Source organism: Rhodococcus sp. EPR-134 (genome assembly GCF_001647205.1).
In the GTDB taxonomy this organism is placed as follows: Bacteria; Actinomycetota; Actinomycetes; order Mycobacteriales; family Mycobacteriaceae; genus Rhodococcus_F; species Rhodococcus_F qingshengii.
This window is the reverse complement of sequence record NZ_LVCT01000056.1, coordinates 1-24,641: the sequence shown is the minus strand read 5'-3', so window position 1 is coordinate 24,641 and position 24,641 is coordinate 1. Positions and strand designations below refer to the sequence as shown.

The 24,641-nt window shown below is 63.1% G+C and carries 9 protein-coding genes, 1 tRNA gene and 1 riboswitch; of the genes, 5 read left to right on the top strand and 5 right to left on the bottom strand.

Annotated elements, in window-relative coordinates:
• The first annotated feature begins 133 nt into the window (after nt 1–133).
• From A2J01_RS02840 to A2J01_RS02825, 4 genes are all read left to right on the top strand, one after another.
• Nucleotides 134–718 (top strand): class I SAM-dependent methyltransferase, encoded by a 585-nt coding sequence (locus A2J01_RS02840; protein WP_003945672.1) that lies wholly within the window; start codon nt 134–136, stop codon nt 716–718.
• 85 nt (nt 719–803) lie between these two features.
• Nucleotides 804–17,513: a non-ribosomal peptide synthetase gene (locus A2J01_RS02835; protein WP_064111867.1), complete on the top strand. Its 16,710-nt coding sequence runs from the start codon at nt 804–806 to the stop codon at nt 17,511–17,513.
• Between the two features lie 150 nt (nt 17,514–17,663).
• Nucleotides 17,664–19,010: a lysine N(6)-hydroxylase/L-ornithine N(5)-oxygenase family protein gene (locus tag A2J01_RS02830; RefSeq protein ID WP_007734359.1), complete on the top strand. Its 1,347-nt coding sequence runs from the start codon at nt 17,664–17,666 to the stop codon at nt 19,008–19,010.
• Nucleotides 19,007–19,255 carry an MbtH family protein gene (locus tag A2J01_RS02825; RefSeq protein ID WP_003945538.1) on the top strand — a complete coding sequence of 83 codons (249 nt, stop codon included), beginning with the start codon at nt 19,007–19,009 and terminating at the stop codon, nt 19,253–19,255. The genes A2J01_RS02830 and A2J01_RS02825 overlap by 4 nt, the downstream gene beginning before the upstream one ends.
• Nucleotides 19,256–19,338: 83 nt before the next feature.
• Here A2J01_RS02825 and A2J01_RS02820 read toward each other — a convergent pair whose 3' ends face one another.
• The gene (locus A2J01_RS02820) at nt 19,339–20,766 is read right to left on the bottom strand and encodes a threonine/serine ThrE exporter family protein (RefSeq protein WP_007734361.1); all 1,428 of its coding nucleotides are present in this window, start codon (nt 20,764–20,766) and stop codon (nt 19,339–19,341) included.
• A 122-nt stretch (nt 20,767–20,888) separates the two neighbouring features.
• On the opposite strand from A2J01_RS02820, the gene A2J01_RS02815 reads away from it, so the two are divergent.
• Nucleotides 20,889–20,960, top strand: a tRNA-Thr gene (locus A2J01_RS02815).
• 70 nt (nt 20,961–21,030) lie between these two features.
• On the opposite strand, the gene A2J01_RS02810 is transcribed toward A2J01_RS02815, so the two are convergent.
• The 4 genes from A2J01_RS02810 to A2J01_RS36230 form a co-directional block, all read right to left on the bottom strand.
• Nucleotides 21,031–21,828, bottom strand: coding sequence for a GAF and ANTAR domain-containing protein (locus A2J01_RS02810; RefSeq protein ID WP_003945473.1), 798 nt, complete (start codon nt 21,826–21,828; stop codon nt 21,031–21,033).
• Nucleotides 21,829–22,306: 478 nt separating this feature from the next.
• Nucleotides 22,307–23,122, bottom strand: coding sequence for a hypothetical protein (locus A2J01_RS02805; RefSeq protein WP_003945831.1), 816 nt, complete (start codon nt 23,120–23,122; stop codon nt 22,307–22,309).
• 47 nt (nt 23,123–23,169) lie between these two features.
• Nucleotides 23,170–23,484: a DMT family transporter gene (locus tag A2J01_RS02800; protein ID WP_007734365.1), complete on the bottom strand. Its 315-nt coding sequence runs from the start codon at nt 23,482–23,484 to the stop codon at nt 23,170–23,172.
• A gap of 14 nt (nt 23,485–23,498) precedes the next feature.
• A riboswitch (guanidine-III (ykkC-III) riboswitch) is annotated at nt 23,499–23,564 on the bottom strand.
• 43 nt (nt 23,565–23,607) lie between these two features.
• The coding region (locus A2J01_RS36230) for a hypothetical protein (RefSeq protein ID WP_064111864.1) at nt 23,608–24,641 on the bottom strand (1,034 nt) is incomplete at its 5' end.

The following is a 24,641-nucleotide window of genomic DNA, read 5'->3' as shown; positions in this document are numbered from 1 at the left end:
GATACGGGTGGGGGTATTCCTGTCCGTCACCTGTATACCCCCAGGGGTATCGATCTGTCACATTCGAGGGTTCTCTATGCTGCTGGGGGCACCGTCCGGTCTGAAACGGTGAAACGGATATGGGAGAGCAATCATGGACGCACGCGACTGGGACGAGCGATACCGAGCGGTGACGGAGCCATGGGGAGTCGACCCGGCGGGAACCGTCGCAACAAGAATTTCCGATCTGAGACCGGGCACCGCGATCGATCTGGCCTGCGGCGACGGCCGTCACGCGCGGTGGATGGCTGGGCAAGGTTGGTCGGTGACTGCGGTCGACTACTCGTCGGTGGCGATCGATCTGGCACGGGCGAGTGACGGGGACAAGGCTGTCGACTGGCAGGTCGGCGACGCGACCGAGTGGCAGCCGGAAGGGCTGGTCGACCTGGTGTTGGTCAGCTTTCTTCACCTCGAGGTCGACCATCTGGCCGCAACCTTGAAGCGCGTCGGGGAGTGGCTGACGCCCGGCGGACGGGTCCTCTATTTGGGGCATTCCATCGAGAACTTCCATCGTGGTGTGGGCGGTCCACCCGAACCGACCATTCTGCCCGGTATTTCCGATCTCGCTCGCGCTGCGGAGGGATCGAGGGTCTATGCCCTCGAACATGTCGTTCGGCCGCAAGACGGTAAGACAGCAATTGACGTTTTGCTCGAATTCGGTCCGTGGGAACAGGTCTGACCAGGGCGGGAGCGCACCTTCACGTTCCTGGGTAGCCTACCCTAAACTTGCGAGGGTGTTCGTCGTTCGATGAGCATGAACGACGATGATCGGATTCTTGATGTCTGACCACTCTCAGGTAGCTCACCCGGCGGTATCGGGCGGTGCCGATCTGGACGCAGCGCTCCCGGCGACGGCCGCTCAGCGTGAGGTGTGGGTTGCTCAGAACGTCGATCCGAGCAGTCCGGTCTACAACATCGGACTTGTCGTCGAGGTCGACGGCACGATCGACGTCGAGCGCGCGGCAGCGGCGATCGAGGCCAGCGTCGGACGCGTCGAAGCGCTGTTCGTGCACTTCGAGGTCGATGCCGACAACCAGCTGATCCAGGTGCCGATTCCGGATGCGCGCTGGGACGTGGAAATTCTCGACCTTCGGGCCGAGGCGGATCCCGATTCGACTGCGCAGTCGTGGATGGACACCGACATGGCTCGGGTCTTCGGTCCGGACGATCTGCTGTTCCGCCAGGTGCTTCTGCTGACCGCTGACGACCGAGTCATCTGGTATCAGCGCTATCACCACAGCGTGGTCGACGGGTACGGCATCTCGCTCATCGTCGCCGACGTCGCCGAGCGATACGACGATCCGAATCTCGGGACTGCCGCGCCGCAGTGGTCACTCGACGCCGTGGTTGCAGCCGATCTGGATTACCGGAACTCTCCGCGATTCCAGACCGACCGTCAGTACTGGGTCGAACGCGTTGAATCGGGACCGGAAGCGACGCGGATTCTGCATGGGCAGGTGGATGATTCGCTGCCGCCGATCTCGGCGATACTCACGCTCGACGCTGATCGCGCGGCACAGCTCTACCGCTATGCGGCCGACGCCGGGATTCGACGAACTCGCCTGCCCATGGCCGCGCTGATCGCGTACATCGCACGAACCACCGGAAAGCACGACGTTGTCGTCTCGGTACCGATGGCCGCTCGGGTGGGGCGCGACATGCGTCGCACTCCTTCGATGGCGTCGACGATTTTGCCGCTGAGTATTCGGGTAGAACGCTCGGAAACCATCGGCCAGTTGGCAACTCGTCTCGACACCGCCCTGGTCTCGATTCTCAAGCACGGGCGGTACCGAGGTGAGGATCTCGCTCGCGACATTCGGGCGATTGATCCCGACCGTCAGGTCTTCGGCCCCGGCATCAACTCGATGATGTTCGAACACACACTCACCTTCGGCGGATGCCCGGTGCGCGTGCGTAATTCGGTAACCGGTCGAGTCAGTGACCTGGATCTGAGTGTGCGCGGTGGTCAGGACGGGGAACCGATCGAGATCGACGTCCGCGCCCCGGCCGGATTCGACAGGGAGTTGGCCGATCACACCGCCAGAATCGAACAGTTCCTCGATCGATTCGTAGCCGAGCCGCAGCCTCCGATCTCGGCACTCGACCCCATGTCGCTCGCGGAGAGAGAACTCGTGCTCCACGGGTGGAACGACACCGCAGAGCCGCAGCCCGTGACGACGGTGCCGGATTTGTTGCGCAGCAGCTTCTCTGCCGATCGGGGCGCCGTCGCCGTGGTCGACGGCGATATCCGGCTGACCTACGGCGAACTCGAAAGTCGGGTATCACAGCTCGCCGCGCACTTGATCTCTCGCGGTGTCGCGACCGAAACCGTTGTGGCGATCGGCCTTCCGAGATCCGCCGAGATGGTGGTGGGGTTGTTGGCCGTCATGTGCGCCGGCGGTGCCTTCGTTCCGCTGGATCCGTCATGGCCCGCAGAGCGCCGCGAATCGGTACTCACCGATGCCGGTGCCACACTGGTGCTCACCTCGGACGGTGTAGACGACTCCGTTCCGGTCGATCTCTCCGCGTGGGCGTACGAGGACGGGCCCTCGGACCTGTCCGAGACAATGACCTCCGACATTCGTATTCACGGTGCCCAACTCGCATACGTCATCTTCACGTCCGGTTCGACCGGACGTCCGAAGGGCGCCATGATCCGCCACGAGGCAATCTGCGCAAGGTTGCTGTGGCAACGGGAGCGGATTCTCGGGTTCGGGTCCGGCGATGCCTCCTTGTTCAAAGCCCCACTCTCGTTCGACATCTCGATCAACGAGATCCTGCTCCCGCTCGTCTCCGGCGGTCGATTGGTGATCGCGAAGCCCGAGGGGGAACGCGACCCGCAATACCTGCTCGACCTGATCGCCGGAGAATCGGTCACCTTCGTCTACCTGGTCTCGTCCATGCTCGACATACTGCTGGACCTGGCGAACGAGACCGATCAGCTCGATTCGTTGAAGCACGTGTGGTGCGGCGGTGAGGTTCTCACGCCTGAACTCTTCGACCGGTTCCGTGCCCAACTGTCCACGACGCTGTATCACGGCTACGGGCCGGCAGAAGCGACCATCGGTGTCTCCCATGTGATCTACCGAGAGGACGCGGAACGAATCGCTACATCCATCGGTCGCCCGAACCCCAACACTCGTCTGTACGTGTTGGACGGCGACTTGCAGCCGGTTCCGATCGGCACCGGCGGCGAACTCTACGCCGCGGGCTTCCTGCTGGGACGCGGATACGTCGGCGCGTCGGCACTGACCGCATCTCGTTTTGTCGCGGATCCCTTCGTCTCAGGTGATCTGGCCGGATCCCGCATGTATCGCACCGGTGACTTGGCCAGATGGACCGACGACGGCACCCTCGACTTCCTCGGACGCACGGACAATCAGGTGAAGATCCGCGGCATGCGCCTGGAACTCGAGGATGTCGAAGCCGCCGTGATTTCGCACCCCGCAGTGCGTCACGTGGCAGTTCTGGTGCGCCAAGCACCAACAGGTGCAAAGTATCTCGCCGCCTACGTGAGCGCAGCGTCGGGGACGAACCTCGCGATCGACTCACGTGAGCTTCGCGAGTGGGCTGCGAGCAAGCTGCCCGACTACATGGTCCCGACCACCGTCACCGTCCTCGACAAGTTTCCGCTCACGGCAAACGGCAAACTCGACCGTCGCGCGCTACCCGAGCCCGATCTCGCCGAACTGAGTGCACATGTCGCTGCGAGAAACGAAGTCGAACAACAGTTCTGCACGTTGATCGCGTCGGCAGTCGGCCTCGATTCGGTCGGCGTTACCGACGACTTCTTTGCACTGGGCGGCGACAGCATCGTCGCGATCTCACTCGTGACCGCGGCTCGTGCTGCCGGTTTGTCGATCAGTCCTCGCGAGGTGTTCCAACTGCGCACCGCCGAGGCTATGGCGCGTGCCCAGTCCTCCCGAGTGGCTGAGATCGTCGACCACGCGGACCAACCGATCGGCCACGTAGCCACGACGCCGATTGCCGCCAGGGTTCTCGGAGTGTCGGACGCAGTACGAACCTTCCACCAGCGAGCGCTGATTCAGACGCCGTCAGCCTTGACGTCCGAGCATGTCCAGGCGGCGCTCGACGCCCTGGTGGCGCGCCACGATGCACTTCGTGCGACGTTGACGCCCGAAGGAAGACTGCTCGTCCCGGAGACAAACGAAGTGGCTGTGGTCTTCGAGACCCGTGCACTACCGGCACCGCTCGAAGAATGCGGACCGCTGATCGTCGCCGAGACCGAGCGAGCTGTCGGCCGTCTGTATCCGGCCGACGGCACGATGGTCAGCGCTGTTCTGTTCCGCCCTGTGACCGGTCCCGGACGGCTGTTGCTTGTCATCCACCACGCGGTGGTCGACGGCGTCTCGTGGCGCATCATCCTCGAGGACCTCGCGCGCGCCGGCATCGCAGCGATGAATGGCGACGAACCCGCACTCGCTCCGGTCGGCACGTCGGTGCGAAGGTACGCCGAACTCGTCTCGGATGCGGTCGGAGCCGGGCGACTGGACTCGGAAATCGAGTTCTGGGACTCGGTGACGTCCGCACAACGGGCATCTCTCGGCCGTCGGGCACTCGACCCGGCAGTTGACCTCGCGCGCACCGCTGCAGCGCGGTCGATCACCCTACCTCCAGAACTTGCAGATCAGCTGTTGGGCAGTGTCCCACGGGCGTTCGGAGCCGATGTGAGCGAAGTGCTGGTCACCGCACTTGCCGTGGCGCTGACCCGTTGGAGCGGTGCCGGATCGGTGACGATCGACCTGGAGGGGCACGGACGCGACGAGGACATCGTTCGCGGTGACGGCGCTGCGCACGTCGACCTGACTCGTACCGTCGGATGGTTCACCACAGTGTTCCCGGTGGCGCTCGAGATCGGTACAGCCGCTCCGGATCTCGACGCGACCGACGATCTGGCGGGGGTTCTCAAGAGCGTCAAGGAGCAACTTCGACGCGTCCCCAACGCCGGCTTCGGGTACGGAGCATTGCGATACCTGGGCAGCTCGGATCAGTTGGGTAGCGTCGCAGCGCCGGAGGTGGTGCTCAACTACCTGGGACGTACTGCCGCAGCGGAGGGGGACTGGTTCCCGGTGTCGATGGACGGTGCTGCCGATCCGTCCATGCCGCTGGGACACGCGTTGTCTGTCGACGTCGTAGCCGAGGACGCCGCCGGTGGACCACGACTGCGAGCCATCCTGACCTGGGCGTCGAACATCTTCCTGCGTAGCGACATCGACAGGTTTGCGCGGTTGTGGCTGGACTCGCTCGAGGCCGTGTCCGGGCTCGCAGCCTTCGGCGGAGCCACACCCTCGGACTACCCTCTGGTGGCGCTCGCTCAGGCAGACGTGGACGGGTTACCGAAGGCTGAAGAGATTCTCCCACTCACTCCGCTGCAGGAAGGGATCTACTTCCATTCGGCGTTTGCCGATCCGGGGGCCGATCAGTATGTCGTGCAACAGGTTGTGGAACTGACCGGAGCCGTGGACAGTGCGGCGTTGCGCCGCGCGCTGCAATCCGTCGTCGATCGGCATGAGGCGCTGCGCACCGGATTCTCGGTCCTGGGTGACGGCCGGGTCGTGCAGGTGGTGCACCCGAGCGCTGTCGTGGAGATGGCGGTAGTCGAGGTGGCCGGCGCCGATGTCGATGAACTGCTTTCCGCCGACCGCGCGCGCGGGTTCGACCTGGCGCAACCGCCGCTCGTCCGTTACACGCTTGTCCGTGCCTCTTCGGAGAAGTACCTTCTGCTGCAGTCGATTCACCATGCGGTCGCAGACGGATGGTCGGTTCCGGTGATGCTGCGGGAGCTGATGGCGTCGTACAGCGTTGGCGACTCCGGCGTGGTGCTCCCGACTCCGGCGCCGTACCGCAGCTATCTCGAATGGTTGGCCGGCCACGATCACGAGGCCTCGGCAGCGGTGTGGAGAGAAGCGCTGAACTCTCCCGGGCCCGCGGTCGAACTTCCCGCGCCGAGCGCGGGCAGCAGCGGCGTCTGTGCCACCCGAGTCGAGCTGTCCGACAGTGATACTCGCGCACTGGCGATCAACGGACGCTCCCATGGCCTGACGCTGAGCACGCTCGTGCACGGCGCCTGGGGGCTGGTGCTCGGCCGAATGACCGGCCGAACAGACGTGCTGTTCGGATCGACCGTATCGGGACGCGGTGGAGACCTGCCCGGGATCGAGTCCATGGTGGGCTTGTTCATCAACACCGTGCCGGCTCGGTTGCGGTTCGATCCGGCAGAGACAGCCGCGCAAGCGCTTTCCCGTTGGCAGAGGGAACAATCGGAACTACTCGACCATCAGTACCTGGGGTTACCCGAACTGCGACGGACCGGCGGACTGGAGCAGGACTTCGAATCACTCGTCGTGTTCGAGAACTATCCACTCGGTGACACGGCAATCGCTGATCCGACGAACTCGGTGCAACTGACGGGAATTCGATTCGACGAGCGACCGGCCTACCCGTTGACCCTGATCGTCGTCCCCGGCGATCGATTGGCGTTGGAGCTCAAGTACGACGCTGCTCAGGTGGACGGCGACGCCGCTGCGTCGCTGGCCGAAACTCTCGCAGTCGTACTCACCGAGCTCTCGCGCGATCTCGATCAGGTCATCGGCCGGATCGCGCTGGCACCCGCACAGCGGGGGAGCGTCGGCACGGCCTTGGATCGGCCGCGCGCAACACTGACCGAGCTGCTGAAGGATCAAGCCGGGCGTACGCCCGAAGCCACCGCAGTGATCTTCCGTGAAGAGTCGTTGACCTACGCCGAACTTCACTCTCGCGCTGATCGTTTTGCGCATCTGCTGCGCGAACGTGGCGTCGGACGCGAATCGTTGGTAGCGGTGGCCTTGCCTCGCTCTCTTGATCTGATGGTCGCGATACTCGGCATCGGGAAGGCCGGGGGAGCATACGTTCCCCTCGACACCGGCTACCCGGCGGAGCGGCTGACGTACATGCTGGGTGACGCCGATCCTGTGTGCGTCGTGGTGTCGGAAGATTCTTCACTCGATTCGGGTTCGGTTCCGCGGGTGACGGTATCGGAGTCGGCGCAGTTACCCGCCGATCCGCTGAGTGTCCCAGGATCGCCCGCGGATGCCGCGTACATGATCCACACTTCGGGTTCGACCGGTCGCCCCAAAGGCGTTGTGGTCAACCACGAGGGTGTGGTCAACCGATTGCTCTGGGCACAGCAGATACGTCCGATGGACGTCTCCGACCGGATGCTGCAGAAGACCCCGTCGAGCTTCGACGTCTCCGTTCCCGAATTCTTCTGGCCGTTCCTGGTGGGGGCAACTCTCGTGATGGCCGAGCCGGACGGGCACAAGGACCCTGGCTATCTGGCCGACGTCATCGTCGAACATTCCGTGACCCGAGTGCATTTTGTTCCGTCGATGCTCGACGTGTTTCTCGCGGAGCCGAAAGCAGCACGGTGCTCTTCGCTCGAGATCGTCAACTGCAGCGGTGAGGCACTGCCCGTTCACGTTGCACGCAAGGTCGCCGAGATCCTGCCGAATACTCTGGTGGACAACCTCTACGGCCCCACCGAGGCCGCCGTCGACGTCAGTTGGCAACCGTCGGTGCAGGAAACTCCGGCAGACGCCGTCAGCGTCCCGATCGGCGCACCTGCCGCCAACACCGGCCTGTTGGTTCTCGATCCCTACCTGCAGAACGTCCCGGCCGGTGCCACCGGTGAGCTCTATCTGGCAGGGCCACAACTGGCGCGTGGTTACCACGGACGTGGGGGATTGACCTCCGAACGATTCGTGGCGAATCCGTACAGCGACGGCGGCTCGCGGATGTACCGGACCGGTGACATCGTGCGGTGGAATGCCGACGGCGTTCTCGAGTACCTCGGCCGTGCCGACGAGCAGGTGAAGGTTCGTGGATTCCGAATCGAACTCGGCGAAATCGACGCGCAATTGGCGCTGTGCCCCGGAGTCACGGCAAGTGCCGTGATCGTCCGAACCGACGGTCCGAGCAACCGCGCACAGGAGGTCGCCTACCTGGTCGGAGATGCTGATGATGTTGCGGTTCGAGCTCAGTTGTTGTCAGTGCTACCGGAGTTCATGGTGCCAAGTGCCTTCGTGCGGCTCGAGTCGCTGCCGCTGAGCCCGAGTGGCAAGCTCGACCGAAAAGCACTACCTGCACCGGATTTTGCGGCACAGGTGGGCGACTTGACGGGAGTGGTTTCCTCGGGCGTTGCAGACCTCCTCGCCGGGCATTTCGCGACGGTTCTCGGACTGCCTCGAGTCGGGGTGCGCGATGACTTCTTCACTCTCGGCGGCGACAGTATCCTGGCGATCCGACTGGTCAACCTGGCTCGTCGTGATTCGGTAGTGCTGACCCCGCGTCAGATCTTCGAATTGCGCACTCCCGCTGCGATCGCTGCAGCGGTGGGTGATGTCGCCACCTCGGATGCCACCGTCACGGCCGACATCGGCGTGGGTGAGCTGGTTCCGCTGCCGGTGGTTCACCGCTTGTCCGAATGGACGGGTGGTACCGACCGCTTCAACCAGGCAGTTCTGATCCACTCTCCGGCAACATCTCTCGGTTCGATCACCGGCGCATTGCAGGCCGTGCTCGATCACCACGACGGACTTCGCCAAACCTTGATCCGACATGACCGCGGGATGTGGTCGGCGCGGATCGAGGAACCCGGTAGTGTCCGGGCAGCGAACCTGGTCGAACGCGTTGATGCTCGGGGACTGGATGACTCCGAGTTGCGAAGACTCGTCACTGAGCACTCTGAAACTGCGACCAGTCGATTGGATCCGTCTGCAGGGCGGATGGTCTCGGTGGGCTGGTTCGATTGCGGCGCTGAGAATCTGGGCCGACTCGCGATAGTCGCGCACCACCTGGTCGTGGACGGGGTTTCCTGGGGAACCCTGCTCGAGGATCTCGCGATGGCCTGGGTGGCAGTCGAAGCCGGAGAGCCCGCCGCACTGGATGCCGTCGGAACTTCGCTGCGTACCTTCTCCCGTACGGTGGCCGAACACGCATACAGTGCTCATCGATTCGCCGAACTCGATCACTGGCTGACCGTGACCGCTCCGGGCGCGCAGTTGATCCCCGACGCCGCGGGCGATGCCGTCGTATCCGGAGGCTCGAGGCGCACGGTCACGGTGGACGGAGCAATCTCCGAGGCAGCACTTGGATCGGTTGCGGCAATGGTGGGTGCCGAGGGAACGGATGTTCTGTTGGCAGCGCTGACGATGTCCGTCGATCGCTGGCGCCGCTCCACCGGCCGCAGTGAGCACGAATTGCTGGTCGATCTCGAACGGCACGGCCGGGAGGAGTTGGTGGCGGGCATCGATCTGTCGCGAACAGTCGGCTGGTTCACCACGATTGCCCCGATGCGGCTGCACGGCGGAATCGACCCGGTGGACACGCTACGCGAGGTGAAGGAGAGCCTGCGGGCGGCTCCGGACGGCGGTATCGGCTACGGGATGCTGCGATACGTGAATGCCCGCACGGCATCGACATTGGCGGGGCGCTCCGAATCTCAGATCCTGTTCAACTATCTCGGACGTACGACGACAGCTGGATCGACAGCATGGTCCTTGGCAGCGGAATCCGAAGCCTTGTCCACCGATCCCGACGCAGACATGGGAGGCCCGTACCGACTGATCGTGAATGTCGTCAGCGTGGATTCGGGGCTCCGCGCCGAGTTTGCCTGGGCAAGTGAAGATTTGTCCGAGGAGGACGCGCAGTCACTCTCCGACGGCTGGGTTTCGGCCCTCGGCGATCTGGCGGCTGCGGCCGCGCGTCACGCCGGGCCTCCCATTCTGACCCCGTCCGATGTGACGTTGCTCGACCTGAGTCAGACCGAGATCGACGCGATAGCCGATGCGAGTCCGGCAGGTGTCAGCAGCATCCTCCCACTCTCACCGTTGCAGGAAGGCCTGTACTTCCAAGCCGGCTACGCGGGCAGCAGCGACAGCAGCAGTGGTGGGGACATCTACACGGCACAGTTCTCGATGGACTTCGGGCACACCCTCGATGTCGACAGGTTGGCTGCGGCCGCCCGGACACTTCAACGACGAAATCCCACGTTGCGAGCGGGTTTCGTGAGCGAAGGGCTGAACGAGCCGGTGCAGTTCTTCAGCGCTGGACTCGATGTTCCGGTCGTCGTCCACGATCTCCGTGAACTCGACGACTCGGTTGCTCGTGAGCGTGCCGAGGCCGTCGCCGCCCAAGACCGAGTGACGCCATTCGACCTGACCGCGCCGCCGCTGTGGCGTATGAGTGTGCTGCATCTGCCTGGCGGCCAGGATCGTCTGGTGATCAACAGGCAGTTCCTGCTGTGGGACGGCTGGTCCAACGGCCTTGTCGTCAGTCAGCTTCTGGCGCTTTACGATACCGGCGGCGACGACAGCGCATTCGGCGAACCCGAGGGGTCGTTCGAGACATACCTCGCCTGGTTGGCCGATCGCGACGGTGCAGCCGCCGACGAGGGGTGGCGCGGAGCGCTCGCAGGACTCGAGGAGCCGACGCTTGTTGCCGAGCCGATGCCCGGTGTCGAAGTTCAGCTTCCGGATCGCCGCGATGCGGTTCTGTCGGAAACGCTTTCGCGTGCGTTGCGTGAGCGCGCTGCCGCGTCCGGCGTCACGTTCAACACGGTACTGAATGCAGCGCTGGCCCTCGTGCTGGCGTCGGCCACCGGTCGACAGGACGTCGTCTTCGGCTCCACGGTTGCCGGACGGCCACCGGAGGTACCGGGAATCGACACCGTGGTGGGAATGTTCCTCAACACCGTTCCCGTTCGGCTGCAACTGGATCCGAACGAGAGCGTCGAGGAACTTCTTCGTCGGACACAGGCGGATCGACTTTCGCTGATGCCTTTCGACTACCTCGGTTTGGCATCGATCCAGCGTGTTTCCGAGCATCGTCAACTCTTCGACGTGCTGATGGTCCTGCAGAACTTCGTGGACGAGAGGCAAGTCCACGCGCTCAACGCCGCTCACGACGTGAGTGGAAGCGACAGTATCGATCACACGCACTATCCGCTGACCGTCGTGGTCACACCGGGTGCCACCGTCAACGTCAAGTTCGAGTTCCATCCGCATCTGGTGACCGCGCGCCGGGCCGAGGACCTACTGCGTCACTTCGTCGACCTGCTGCAGAGTTGGTCGCAGGACATGGCGGGATCGGTTGTTGCGTCTCCGGTTCCCGCAGTAGCGCAGCAGACGCAGATCCGGGAGTTGCCGGAGCGCACCATTGCCGACCTGTTCGAAGAAGTCGCGTCGGCGCAACCGAACGACACGGCACTCGTGTTCGGGAAGCGCCGGATGACCTACGCCGATCTCGACGGCGAGATCAACCGGATGGCGCGGTTGCTGATCAATTACGGCGCCGGCCCGGAAAAGATTGTCGCTCTTGGCCTACCACGTTCGGTGGACATGGTCGTCGCGCTCTTCGCGGTATTGCGCACGGGTGCTGCCTACCTACCCCTCGAACTCGACCATCCGGCCGAACGGTTGGCCGTGATGATCGACGACGCGGATCCTGTCGTGTTGCTGACAACCGTTTCGGCCTCACCGAGGTTCGAAGGTGCGGACGTCCGCACTATCGTGATCGACGAACCCGATACAGCAGCAAGGAGACTGACGATCTCGGCGCGGGCACTCTCCGCGTCGGAACTCGGAGCATTCGCCCCGGGGGCACCGCATCGACTCGACCACCCCGCGTACGTCATCTACACCTCCGGTTCGACCGGCAAGCCCAAGGGCGTGGTCACCGGTTACCGCGGCTTGACGAACATGCAGTTCAACCACCGCGAGGCGATTTTCGAACCCGTGATCGCCGCGGCGGGCCGGCGCCTGCGGATCGCGCACACCGTGTCCTTCGCCTTCGACATGTCGTGGGAGGAACTTCTGTGGCTCGTGGAAGGCCACGAGGTGCACATTTGCGACGAGGATCTGCGTCGTGATGCCGAGGCACTCGTTGCATACTGCGACGCACTGGACATCGACGTCGTCAACGTGACACCGACCTACGCGACGCACCTGATCGACAGCGGGCTTCTCGACGACGGTGTGGGACACCACCGCCCGCCGTTGGTCCTGCTCGGCGGTGAAGCCGTTCCGGATTCGGTGTGGAACAGGCTGCGCGACACCGAGGGAACCGTGGGCTACAACCTCTACGGTCCGACGGAATACACGATCAACACGCTCGGTGGCGGAACGTTCGACAGCGACACCCCGACCGTCGGCAAACCGATCTGGAACACGGCCGCGCATATTCTCGACGGCTGGCTGCGCCCGGTCCCCGATGGAGTTGCCGGCGAACTGTACATTGCCGGAGCCGGTTTGGCTCGCGGCTACCTCGGACGCTTCGCGCTCACGTCCGAGCGCTTCGTCGCAGATCCGGCTGGGACCGGAGGACGTATGTACCGCACCGGGGATCTCGTGCGGCGACGCGGTGACGGCAACCTGGACTTCCTCGGCCGCACCGACGATCAGGTGAAGATCAGAGGTCACCGCATCGAGCCGAGCGAAATCGTCTCCGTTCTCGAATCCGACGAACATGTGCGGCAAGCGGCAGTGGTGGTCGACGTCGGGGCAGGTGGAGTCAAGAGGCTCGTCGGCTACGTGACGCCCGTGCGACTCGGCGCCGGGCACGACTACCGCGCGCAGGCGCGAGTTCTCCTACCCGACTACATGGTTCCGGCCGTGGTGATCGAGGTGGAGACGCTACCGATGACCGTCAACGGCAAGCTCGACGTCAAGGCACTGCCCACCGCTGATTCGGTGCTGGGGGAGCGGAGTGGGGAGTCGATCGCACCGCGTAACCACACGGAAGAGGTCCTCTGCGACCTCTTCTCCGACGTACTCGATGTGGGCGATATCGGGGTCGACGACAACTTCTTCGACCTCGGTGGGCACTCGCTTCTGGCCACCAAGCTGATCAGTCGAGCTCGGATCGCCATTCCGAACAGTCTGACCATGCGTGATCTCTTCGAAGCGCCGACGGTGGCGGAACTTGCGGAACGTATTGTGGCCGAGCAGGGATCGACGCGACCGGTGCTGGTAGCGAAGCCGCGGCCGGACCACCTTCCTCTTTCTGCCGCTCAACAGCGATTGTGGCTGATCGGACAGATGGAGGAGAACTCCGCGGCCTACAATTTCCCGATCGTGCTCCGTTTGGACGGCGCACTGGACGCGGACGTCTTCGCCGCGGCGCTCGGCGACGTCGTGGAACGACACGAATCCCTGCGTACGGTGTTCCGGTTGGTGGACGGATCGCCGGAGCAGATAATTCTCGAATCGGCGACGATTCCGGTCGAGACAGTTCATCGAGACGAATCCGGTGTCGCCGGTGAAATTGCCGTGGCAGTGGGTCGTCCGTTCGACCTGTCTGACGAGATTCCGATCCGCGCACGTCTGATCCGGGTGGACGGTGCCGAGGTGGACGGTGCCGTAGTGGTCGTGATCGTCCTGCATCACATCACGACGGACGAATGGTCCGATCGGCCATTCCTGCGCGATCTGATGTCGGCATACTCCTCTCGGATCCAGGGCGAAGATCCAATTTTCGAACCGCTTCCGGTTCAGTACGCGGATTACACTCTGTGGCAACGGGAATTGTTGGGCAGCCCCGACGATCCGTCGAGCATCCTGAGCACGCAGTTGGACTTCTGGGCGAAGAGTTTGGACGGAGCCCCCGAAGAACTGCTGCTTCCCGCCGACCGGAGTCGACCGGCCAGACCGAGTTTCTCCGGTGGTGCAGTGGTGACACGGTTGGGCGTGGAGACAACTGCTGCACTGCGAGATCTGGCGCGCGAGAGCCAGAGTTCGATGTTCATGGTTCTGCACGCGGCGTCGGCGGCGTTGCTGACTGCGCTCGGAGCGGGTGAGGACCTTCCCCTCGGCGCTCCCGTCGCCGGACGTAGTGAGCAGGGACTCGACGAACTGGTCGGCTTCTTCGTCAATACGATTGTGCTGCGCACGGATACGTCGGGTAACCCGACGTTCCGGGAGTTGGTGGATCGCGTTCGCGAGGGAGATCTCGAGGCCTTCGCCAACGCTGACGTTCCCTTCGAAACGGTGGTGGAGCGCCTCAATCCGTCGCGTACTTTGGCACGTAATCCGCTGTTCCAGGTCATGGTCGGCTATCACAGCCGCGAGGAGATGGGAGGGGATCCGTTCGAACTCGAGGAGTACACAGCCAAGTTCGATCTGGTGTTCAACTTCACCGAGTACCTCGGCGACGAAGGCTGCATCGACGTCCGACTCGAATACGGCAGCGACCTCTTCGATCGCGAAACAGCACAGCGAATTTCGAACCGATTGGAATCGGTGATCGCGGCAGTCGTGGAATCGGCCGACATCGAGATCGGCGACATCGACATCTTCTTGCCAGGCGAACTCGAGCAAGTTGTCACCTCGTTCAACGACACCGCCGTCGACGTGCCGGAAGAGACGTTCTACGACGCTTTCGCGCGTGGGGTCGCTGCTACGCCCGAGGCGATTGCGGTGCGCGACGAGGCGGGGCAGGCCACGTACCGCGAACTCTCCGAGCAGTGTGATCGGATCGCCGGCGTGCTGTATCGCCGCGGAGTGTCGGTCGAAGACGTGGTGGGGCTTGCCGTCCCGCGCTCGGTGGAAATGGTCGCGTCGGTCCTCGCCGTGCTCAAGCTGGGGGCCGCGTATCTACCCCTGGATTTGAGTCACCCGAGCGAGCGCATCACATACATGCTCACCGATTCCCGCGCCTCGGTACTTCTGTCCACTGCGGAGGAAAGCTCGCGGATCGAGGATGTGGTCGGCGTCGAGCGAATCCTCCTGGACGATCCGCTGATCCGTGCGGAACTGGACGAGGCAGTGATCGTCGAAACTCCCCGGCCACCAGTTGGCGTCAGCCACGCTGCCTATGTCATCTACACCTCGGGATCGACCGGCAAGCCGAAGGGAGCCGTCCTCTCCCATGACGGTATTCCGAGTCTTGTTGCCACAGCCGAGGTTCGGATGCGACTGGTACCGGGTTCGGTGGTGATGCAGTTCGCTTCGGTCGGCTTCGACGTCGCGGTATTCGAGCTGGCGATGGCACTGTGCACGAGCAGCACCCTGGTGATCGTGCCGCAGAATGCACGAGTTGCCGGTCCGGCGCTGACCGATTTCATGACGAGCAATCGTGTCACCCACGCGATCATCCCTCCCTCGTTGCTGGCCGCTCTGCCGGCAGGATGTGAAGTGCCGCAGGGCTGCACCGTGTTGGTCGGAACCGAGACGGTGCCACCGGAGCTGATCGGGCGATGGGCGGAGCGGCTGAATTTGCTTGCCGCGTACGGACTCACCGAAGCCACGGTGAACAACACACTGTGGCAGGCGGAACCCGGTTGGAACGGTCCCGTGCCCATCGGAATCCCTGACCCCAACGAACAGGCGTACGTGCTCGACGATCAACTGCGTCCGGTTCCGCCGGGAGTATCCGGCGAGCTGTACATCGCGGGACGCGGCCTGGCGCGAGGCTATCTGGGCCGATTCGATCTGACGGCACAGAGATTCATCGCCGATCCCTTCACCGCGGGCGATCGCATGTATCGCACCGGGGACCGCGCGCGGTGGCGCTCTGACGGGAACATCGACTTCCTCGGCCGCGTCGACGATCAGGTCAAGATCCGCGGTTTCCGAATCGAGTTGGGCGAAATCATCGGAGCTCTCAGTGCTCATCCTTCGGTGAAGCAGGCAACGGTCGTCGCGGATCGGCAGGGCGAAATCACGCGCCTGGTCGGTTACGTGTCACCGGAACCCGGTGTCGTCGTCGACACGACGGCAGTGCGGAACCTCGCGGCACTGTCGTTGCCCGACTACATGGTTCCGACCATGGTTGTCGCCCTTGACGGTCCGCTGCCGTTGACGCCCAACGGAAAGCTCGACCGCAAGTCGTTGCCCACTCCGGACTGGTCGGAGCTGGCGGGTGATGTTGCTCCTCGCACGGCAATGGAGTCCACGGTTGCGGCTGCGTTCGCGGAAATCCTGCAGCTACCGAGCGTCGGAGTCCACGACAGTTTCTTCGAACTCGGCGGCCATTCGATGGCTTCGATGAAACTGGTCGGTCGCATTCGGGAAGCGTTCGGCGTGGACGTCAGTATTCGAGACGTATTCGACGCGCCGAGTGTTGCGGAGTTGGCGGCCGTCGTCGCGCGTTCGGAAGGTAGGCGGCCGATCCTGGCGCCGGCGGTGAAACGTCCCGAGACGATGGGTCTGTCTGCGCCGCAACGTCGTCAATGGGAGTTGTTCCGCGCGTCCGGCGCGCAACCTCAAGCAAGCCACGCTCTGGCGCTGACCCTGAAATCGAAGATCGATCCGGAGATTCTCGGGCACGCCTTGGACGATGTCACTTCGCGGCACGAACCCCTGCGGACCACCTTCGTCGAGGTCGACGGCATCGTCGTGGCAAGAGAATCGGTGCGTCCGACTGTCGATGTGGTCGATGTCGGCGCCGGCGATGTGGGTCGAGTGGTGTTCGAACTGGCTCAACTTCCGATGGATCTGCGTGAGCAATCACCGTTGCGGGTTCATCTGGTGCTCGGTGAAGATGGCTCTAGGACACTGCTTCTCGTCATGCACTACATCGCCGTCGACGAGTGGTCAGTAGTGCCGCTGTTGGGAGATCTGGTCTCTGCTTATGCAGCCCGGTCGCAGGGAGATCAACCGGTTTGGGACGAGCTTGCATTGACGTACGCCGATTACACCGTGTGGTCGGACGAGCTGTTGGGAGACCCCCGAGACGTCGACAGCCGTGCGTCGAAGCAACTTGCATATTGGCGGGATGCGCTCGACGGAATACCGACCAGTGTGAATCTTCCGTTGCCGGAAGGTGACTCGGAGCCTCGAGGTGACGTGATCGCCGTCGACATCGACGCGGGTCTGCACGCCGGAATCGACGCCCTGGCTGCGCGCACCGGCACGAGTATGTTCATGGTCCTGCAGGCCGCACTGGCCAGCGTTCTCACGAAGGCCGGCGCGGGTACTGATCTTCCCATCGGTTCATTGGTTGCGGGCAGGTCGGATCCCCGTCTCGAACCGATGATCGGATCGTTCTTCAATGTTGTTCTCCTGCGCACGGATACGTCCGGTAGTCCGACGTTTGCAGACTTGCTGGCTCGCATCCGGGAAAACAATCTGGAAGCGCTGAGCAATCAGGACGTCTCATATGTGTATGTCGAGCAGGCGCTGGGTAATCCGGCGTCCATGAGGCCTCAGGTGATGGTGATCCATCATCAACAGGCCGATTTGGACGGGCTCGGCGACTTCGCTTCTCTCGTACCGATTCCGGTGGGAGTGCCCGATGCGGATGTGACGTTGAGTTTTTACGAGCCGGTGGGCGATGGGCCTGTCTTTGCAACTCTCGGGTTCCGTGCCGACCGCGTCGATGCGGGTGCAGTCCGCGTATGGGCAGGTCAATTGGTCGACGTGATCGAGGCTGCAGTCGCCGCCGAAGGGGATGACGCGAGCGAGGGGGCAAAACTATGACATACGTCGCATCGCTCCGTGGGGTCGACCGCTATACGGGGGCTCACAGTGTTGATACCCTCACCTCATTAAGGGTAGCCTTTGCTACTTACTTCGGGACATCGATTGGCGGCCGTACCAGGTCGTTCCGTCGGGGATGGACTACCTGTAATGAGTGAATCACCAAGAGACTCCAGCGCCGAACCTGCCATTGTCGACATCGTCGGCGTCGGGTTCGGTCCGGCCAACCTCGCGTTGGCCATTGCTGTCGAAGAACACAATGCAAATTGTGCGGCCGTTGATCGGGTGAACGCGCGGTTCTTCGAAAAGCAGTCTCAGTTCGCGTGGCATCCCGGGATGCTGCTCGACGGTGCCACCATGCAGATCGCGTTTCCGAAGGACCTGGTGACGTTCCGGAATCCACAGAGCGGATACAGCTTCTTCTCGTATCTGTTCGAGCAGGGTCGACTGGTCGACTTCGTCAACCACCAGACCTTCTTCCCCACGCGCCACGAATTCAACGACTACCTGTGCTGGGCAGCTCGACGAGTCGACGCGGACGTGCAGTTCGGTACAACCGTCGACGGGGTCGAGGGCATCAAGAACTCCGACGGCGTTGTCGATCGCTTTGCGGTTCGCACCGCCGACGGTGAAACGGTGATCGCGCGCAACATCGTTGTCGGAGCCGGACTGAAAGAGCGGATCCCGGAGTGGGCGACGCCTTCGTCGCGGTGCTTCCACAATCACCAGTTCCTCTTCCATCTCGAAGCAATGCCGGAGCCCGTACACAACCGGTTCGTCGTTCTCGGCGCCGGCCAGAGTGCCGCGGAGATCGTGGACTACCTGCACGCGAACTACCCGAACGCCGAAGTTCACAGTGTTTTTGCCCGCTACGGCTACAGCCCGGCAGACGACAGCCCGTACGCGAACCGCATCTTCGATCCCGAAGCCGTCGATCAGCTGCACGGTGCAGACGCCGCGGAACGACGCCGACTTCTCGATTTGCACCGCAGTACCAATTACTCGGTCGTCGACATCGAACTGATCAACAAGCTGTATGCCACCGAGTATCAGGAAATGGTTCGTGGGCCGCGGCGACTGTTCATGCGTCGGGCCTCGGAGATCACGAGTGCCGTGGAGACCGAATCCGGCATCGAACTGGCTGTCCGTAGCAATCTCGACGGCTTGACCGACACGCTGGCGTGCGACGCACTCATTCTGGCCACGGGTTTCACCCCGGCACCTCTGGACGATTTGTTGGGTGAACTCGTGCCGGATTCGTCCGTTCCGCGTAACGTCAGTCGGGATTATCGACTGGCTGTAACGGAGGACGTGACAGGCGGTATCTATCTGCAGGGTGGGACAGAACAGACTCACGGATTGACGTCGTCGCTGCTGTCGAACGTGGCAGTGCGGGCGGGGGAGATTCTGGCGTCGGTGCTGAGCCACCAGAACCGAACTGGTGCGCTTGCTAGTCTGGGCGCACAAGACACGTACGTAACGAGTGAGGCGAGATGAGCACTAACCCTTTCGATGACGAAGACGGCCGCTTCTACGTGCTGGTGAACGACGAGGACCAGCACTCGCTGTGGCCCACGTTTTCCGAGGTCCCCGCCGGCTGGCGAGTGGTGTTCGGTGAAGACAGCCGCAAGGCGTGCCTCGAATACGTCGAGGCCAACTGGACCGACATGCGTCCGAAGAGCCTGCGTGAGGCCATGGAAGCCGATCAGGCTGCCGGTGGAAAGCACGCAGTCGAGAGCTGATTCTCTCACCGCTCGGAACCCCCGAGTGAACAGAAAAGAGCTGGGCACCGTCAGGTGCCCAGCTCTTTCTGCTTGAACGACGCCTACTTCTCGGTGACGGGAACTCGACGCCTGCGCTTGCGGACCATCGGGCGACGTAGCGAGTCCACGCGCATCAGAATCCGTGGACGACGCAGCGTGCGCGCTCCCCATTCGCCGAGCGTGACGCCCGCGGCCAGGGCACAGCCGATACCGAACGCCGACAGCAAGGCAGTCAACCCGATCAGTACCTGGTCGTTGAGCAGCGCGTACAGGCCTCGGTACAGCGACAGACCGGGGAGCAGCGGAGTGATGCCTGCGACCGCGACAACCAGCGGAGGCGTCAGTGCGCGGCGAGCCATCAGACCACCGGCAAGACCGACCACGGTTGCGGCGATTGCGGCGGCGATCACGGGACCGACGTCGAGTGTCTGCACGAAGATCGACACACCACTGCCTGCCGCACCGCCCAGGAACGCCGCGGTGAGTGCACGCCGCTCGGCGTAGCAGGCGAGCGCGTAGAACACCGACGCACACGCACCGGAGAGCATGAGGATCGGCAACTGCGTGATGGTGGAGACTTCCACATTGATCGGTGGAAGCGTCGAACCCAACATCCCGGTCATTCGCAACGAGATTGCGACGCCCGCGATGATGCCGCCCGTCATCATCACCACTTCGAAGAATCGCGCGACAGCTGTAATGGGTGCACCCATGATCGCGTCCTGGACCGAGCCCACCAACGACAGCCCGGACAGCAGGACGACCACTCCGGCCGCGATGACCAACGACGGCCGGATACTGATCCCCAGCTGGTCCTGAAATGTATAGAGCGTGGCGGCAGGCGCAGCGGCGATGAGACCACCGACAACCTGCTGGAAGAAGAACGGCAACCCGAACCGGTTCAGTACGCGGTTGACTCGATCGATGACCATCGTCGTCAGAAACGCGACTGTGGCAACGAGGAACCCGCCGCCGAGCAGGACGGAGACCGAAGCCGCCATCGCCGCCCAGGCCATGGTCGCGGTCCACCGGTTGTACGGGTGCGGCGCCGTCGTGATGGCTGTGAGCGCGTCATGCGCTTGGTCCGGTGTGATCGCCTCACGGCGGATACGACGTGTCAGACGATCGACAGCCGCCAGCCGCGTGAAGTCCATCGACCGGTAGTGGACGATGCGCATCGTGCTCGCCGGCGGTCGCGTCGGGCCGCGATAGGCGGAGAGCACAATCGAGTTGTAAGTGACGTCGACGTCACACTGGGCAAGGCCGTACGTGGCGGCGATGAACTGCACCTGCTCAGCGGTGTCCATGGCCGCGGTTCCGGATGCGAGGAGGACTTCGCCCACCCGAACCGCGAGGTCCAGGACCTCTGCGACGACGGCGTCGTCTGTCAGGTCGATCGGTTGAAGCGGTGCGGGAGCCGACGTGACCGTGTCGACGGTGGCTTGCCGGTTTCCCGTCAGGCGTGTGAGTACTTCGGTGAATTTCGCCATCAGGGGGCGGAGTGGGAGTTGCGCATGGGGCCCACGCTATCTAACGTGACCCGCGCGCGGCCACCGTGACGGCTTGGATATGATGGCTCCGCAAAGTCAGTCGCGGCAACGCGTCGGTCTTCGCCTCCTTAGCTCAGTGGTAGAGCACTCGCCTTGTAAGCGAAAGGTCGTCGGTTCAATCCCGACAGGAGGCTCCGAAAGAAGAGGCACTCACCAATGTGGTGGGTGCCTCTGTATTTGCTGAGGTGCCGATAGGCGCCCGGTTCAGTTGGTCTCGGGCTTGTTCGTAGCCTGGCGCGGGTCGATCGCGCCGTCGATGTACTGCTGGGCGATCACTCGCAGTTTGACGTTGCTGCGCTGCGAGTCCTGGATGAGAATGCGGAAGGCTCGGTCGGCGTCGACGTGGTGGGTGCCCATGATGATGCCCTTGGCCTGTTCGATGACGCCTCGCGATTCGAGTGCTCGCTCGAGGTCCATTGCGTGCTTTCTGGCGATGTCGAGGCGCTGCGAGCTGTGCAGCGCGTAGGCCGAGGTCACGGCGAACAGTTGGAGCAATGCCACGTCGGCGCCGGTGAAACCTCGGAGGTCGTGGCTGTAGAGATTGAGGGTTCCGAGCGGGCGTTCCCGGCCAGGCAGTGGCATGGACAAGAAGCTGACGGCGCCGACTGCCTTTGCCGCGCTTGCGAATTGAGGCCACCGGCTGTGGGCTTCGCTGGCATGTGCGCGGACAACGGTTCCCGTGCGTGACGACGTCACACTCGGTCCGTAGTCCAGTCGGAATTGGATCGAGTCGACGGTGCGAACAAGTTGGTGGGTGGCGGCGACGGTTCGGAATGTCGTGTCCGAACCGCCGATGGTAATTCCGGCCATGTCGGCGTCGGCGATGAGATCGACGGCATGCCTGCAGACTTGTTCGAGAAATTGCTCGGCCTGGGCATGTGGATCGAGGTGCGCGTACAGCGATTGCAGGGCGTCCGAGGCGGCGTCCAGGCTGTCCTGCGACGCGGAATTTCGGCCCCCGGTGGGGCCGCGGTGTCCTCTGGCGATGCGCGGCGCCGTCATTGTCTCAACCACCCTTCCCCATCACGTCGCAGGCATGTCCGATTCGTCTCATTGTTGCACCGGACTAACTGTTGTGCACTCTGTTTCGGTGGACAAGTGTCTGATGGGGCGGACGGTTATGTGAAGTGGTCTGCGTATGCCCAATCGTGATGTTTGATTCGGCCGTTAGCGGGTACTGCGCCGATCTTGGAATTATGTTGTCCTGCAACAGTTAACGTGGAAACTGCGACCGGGGTACAAGTTTTCTCCGCAATGGCGCGCAGGTCACGAACTTGGCCTATTGTCAGCGCCAGCGCACAATCTTGTACGCGTAACCCGTAGACAGTGAAGGGGATACGACGATGAACGGACTGATCGCGGCTCTGAACAGTGGAATGACCGTTGGCTTGGCCAACACGATCCTGACTTTCGGCGGAATCATCATCAACCTCAACATCGTGATCAACAACTGACCGCGTAATCGGCGAGTAACCGTTTGTTATGCCGATTCGATCGGAAGGTCCGGCCCTGGGCGGTCGCTCTTGCTCTTGAGCCACCGATTGGGAAGTTTGCCGGCAAGTTCTCCGAGTGGACCGACTGCAGCGCTGAGGATTCCGACGGTTTCCTGAAGGACCTCGATGCTCGCGCTCATCCGCTCGAGGTTGGGGGCGAGGGAAGTCAAGGTGTCGGACAGTGCAACGATCTGGTCAAGCGGGCCGCCTTCGGCGATGAGCCGTTCGAAGGCGCCGTTCTCTGCCAGGAGTGTTTCGAGGATGCCGTTCTCGGCCAGTGCGCGATCGATGACACCGTCCTTGGCAGTCAGGCGTTCGACGGCACCGTCTTGCGCTGTCAGGCGTTCAAGCGGACCGTCCTCCGCCATCATTCGGTCGAGGAGACCGTCCGGCGCGAGCAAGCGTTCCAATGCGCCGTTCTCGGCGAGCACCCTATCCAGCGGTCCGCCGGGGGCAAGAAGTCTTTCGAGTGGTCCGCCGGGAGCGAGTAGTCGTTCGAGAGTGCCGTCGGGTGCAGTCAGTTTGTCGACCGGACCGCCGGGAGAGAGAAGTCGATCGAGTGGCCCACCGGGGGCCAAGGCCTGCCCGATGGGCCGATCGTCAGCGGTGAGTGATGACAACTGCTGGATCATCTGCATGGGTCCGCGGGGGCTTGCCAAGCCGGCAGCACCCGCCGTCACCGCGCCGGTATTACCGACGGCGATACGAACTGTCGTGACCGTCAGCTCGGCGATTCCCAAACTGATCTCTGCGGCTGCAATGCCCGCGCGTAGGGGAAGCGTGAGCATCTCCAGCAGTTTCATGCGTTAACTGTAACCGGTAACACACAAACACTCACCAGGATCGCCGGTCAGTGAAGGACCTTCAGACCGACGACACAGCCGACGATGCCCAGGATCAGCAGTATCTTGACGATCGACGTGGACTCCGCGCCGGTGATCATCGCATATCCCACGGTCAGGGCGGCGCCGATGCCGACCCAGATCGCGTAGGAAGTCCCGATGGGAAGGGTACGCATTGCATACGCGAGGCCGGCCATACTGACGATCAGGCCGAGGACGAAGACGATGGTAGGCGACATCTTGCTGAATCCGTCGGACTTACCGAGGGCGGTAGCCCAGACAGCTTCGAAAAGTCCGGAAATGACGAGCACGATCCATGCCATGGTGAACAACTCCCAAGGCACCGTCTTTTCGCTGGCCGGGTACGGTGCGCTCGTCCGGATGTCGTCGTTGACCACCCAACCATAGCAACAGAATTCTGCGTTCCGACCCGATCAGCTGGCGATTTAGGTCACCACCGCCGGTCGAACCCGCTTCAGATGGATGCTCGTCACGGCCACCACGATCGTCGCCGTTGCAGCGAGAACAGCCAGAGGAATCGGCGTGTCCACCGAGACGGGACCGTGTTCCTCGAGCGTATCGGTCGACCACCCGAATTCCTGCGAGACAGGGTCCAGGAAGGTCGCTGAAACCGAGAACAAGGTAAGAGCGAAGGGAAATACGGACCCGCTCGAGACTGCTCCGACGGCAACAGGCATGCATGACGTGACGGCCAGTCCCAGCGCAAGCGGGAGGACGAGGACGTAGGCAACCGTGGTCGGGGCGGCATCCAGCAATCCCGAGAGTGCAGTCACGGCAAGGAGTCCCAGCCCGAGTTGCTGCATCGGTCTTCTCCAGCCGACGACGACGCCCAACGCCAGGGCAGCAGCTCCCGCGGGCATCGCCCAGGTCCAGTCGGATGGAAAGGAAATCGAGCTGACCGAAACCGCGCTGACTGCCAGTCCGACGAGTACGAAACGACCGTCGTGTGGCGGCAACCGCCAAGCCAGTGCGACGGTAACGGCAACCGCCAATACCACCGCGATCACCCATGACCCAGGTGATGTCGTCGAGCCCAACCACACATAGAGAGCCGTGAATACCAGGGGCAGAACAACTCCCAGCTTCACCAGGCGTGCGTCGATGTCGCCCGGCTCCTGATTCGGTCGTGCGAGTGCGGCGACTCCACCCACGAGAAGAGTTGCGGCGAGCAGAATCCAGACGGGAACCGTGGACGGCACGGGGTAGGAATCGCCCGGAAGTGTGAGCGACCACCTGGGGACGCGATCGCGCCACAAGTCCGCTGCGCCGAAGTACAGGGTCGTCGTGGTTACGCCGAGTCCGAGAGCGGTTTGTGCTCCGCGGTGCCCCTTCGTCGGAAATGCCGCTGCCGCGAGGAAAGCGCCTGCTCCGACTGCGTTCAGAGTCACCGAAATCTGGGCGGAGACGGGGACGAATGCAGGTAGCGCGATGGCGAGGGCGCCGACTACAGCGAAGACAC

What these genes read in the sequence shown, in the direction of transcription:
- A2J01_RS02830 (WP_007734359.1), top strand. Translation starts at nt 17,664, where the DNA reads ATGAGTGAATCACCAAGAGACTCCAGCGCCGAACCTGCCATTGTCGAC.
- A2J01_RS02800 (WP_007734365.1), bottom strand. Translation starts at nt 23,484, where the DNA reads ATGGCATGGATCGTGCTCGTCATTTCCGGACTTTTCGAAGCTGTCTGG.
- A2J01_RS02820 (WP_007734361.1), bottom strand. Translation starts at nt 20,766, where the DNA reads ATGGCGAAATTCACCGAAGTACTCACACGCCTGACGGGAAACCGGCAA.
- A2J01_RS02835 (WP_064111867.1), top strand. Translation starts at nt 804, where the DNA reads ATGATCGGATTCTTGATGTCTGACCACTCTCAGGTAGCTCACCCGGCG.
- A2J01_RS02840 (WP_003945672.1), top strand. Translation starts at nt 134, where the DNA reads ATGGACGCACGCGACTGGGACGAGCGATACCGAGCGGTGACGGAGCCA.
- A2J01_RS02805 (WP_003945831.1), bottom strand. Translation starts at nt 23,122, where the DNA reads ATGAAACTGCTGGAGATGCTCACGCTTCCCCTACGCGCGGGCATTGCA.
- A2J01_RS02810 (WP_003945473.1), bottom strand. Translation starts at nt 21,828, where the DNA reads ATGACGGCGCCGCGCATCGCCAGAGGACACCGCGGCCCCACCGGGGGC.
- A2J01_RS02825 (WP_003945538.1), top strand. Translation starts at nt 19,007, where the DNA reads ATGAGCACTAACCCTTTCGATGACGAAGACGGCCGCTTCTACGTGCTG.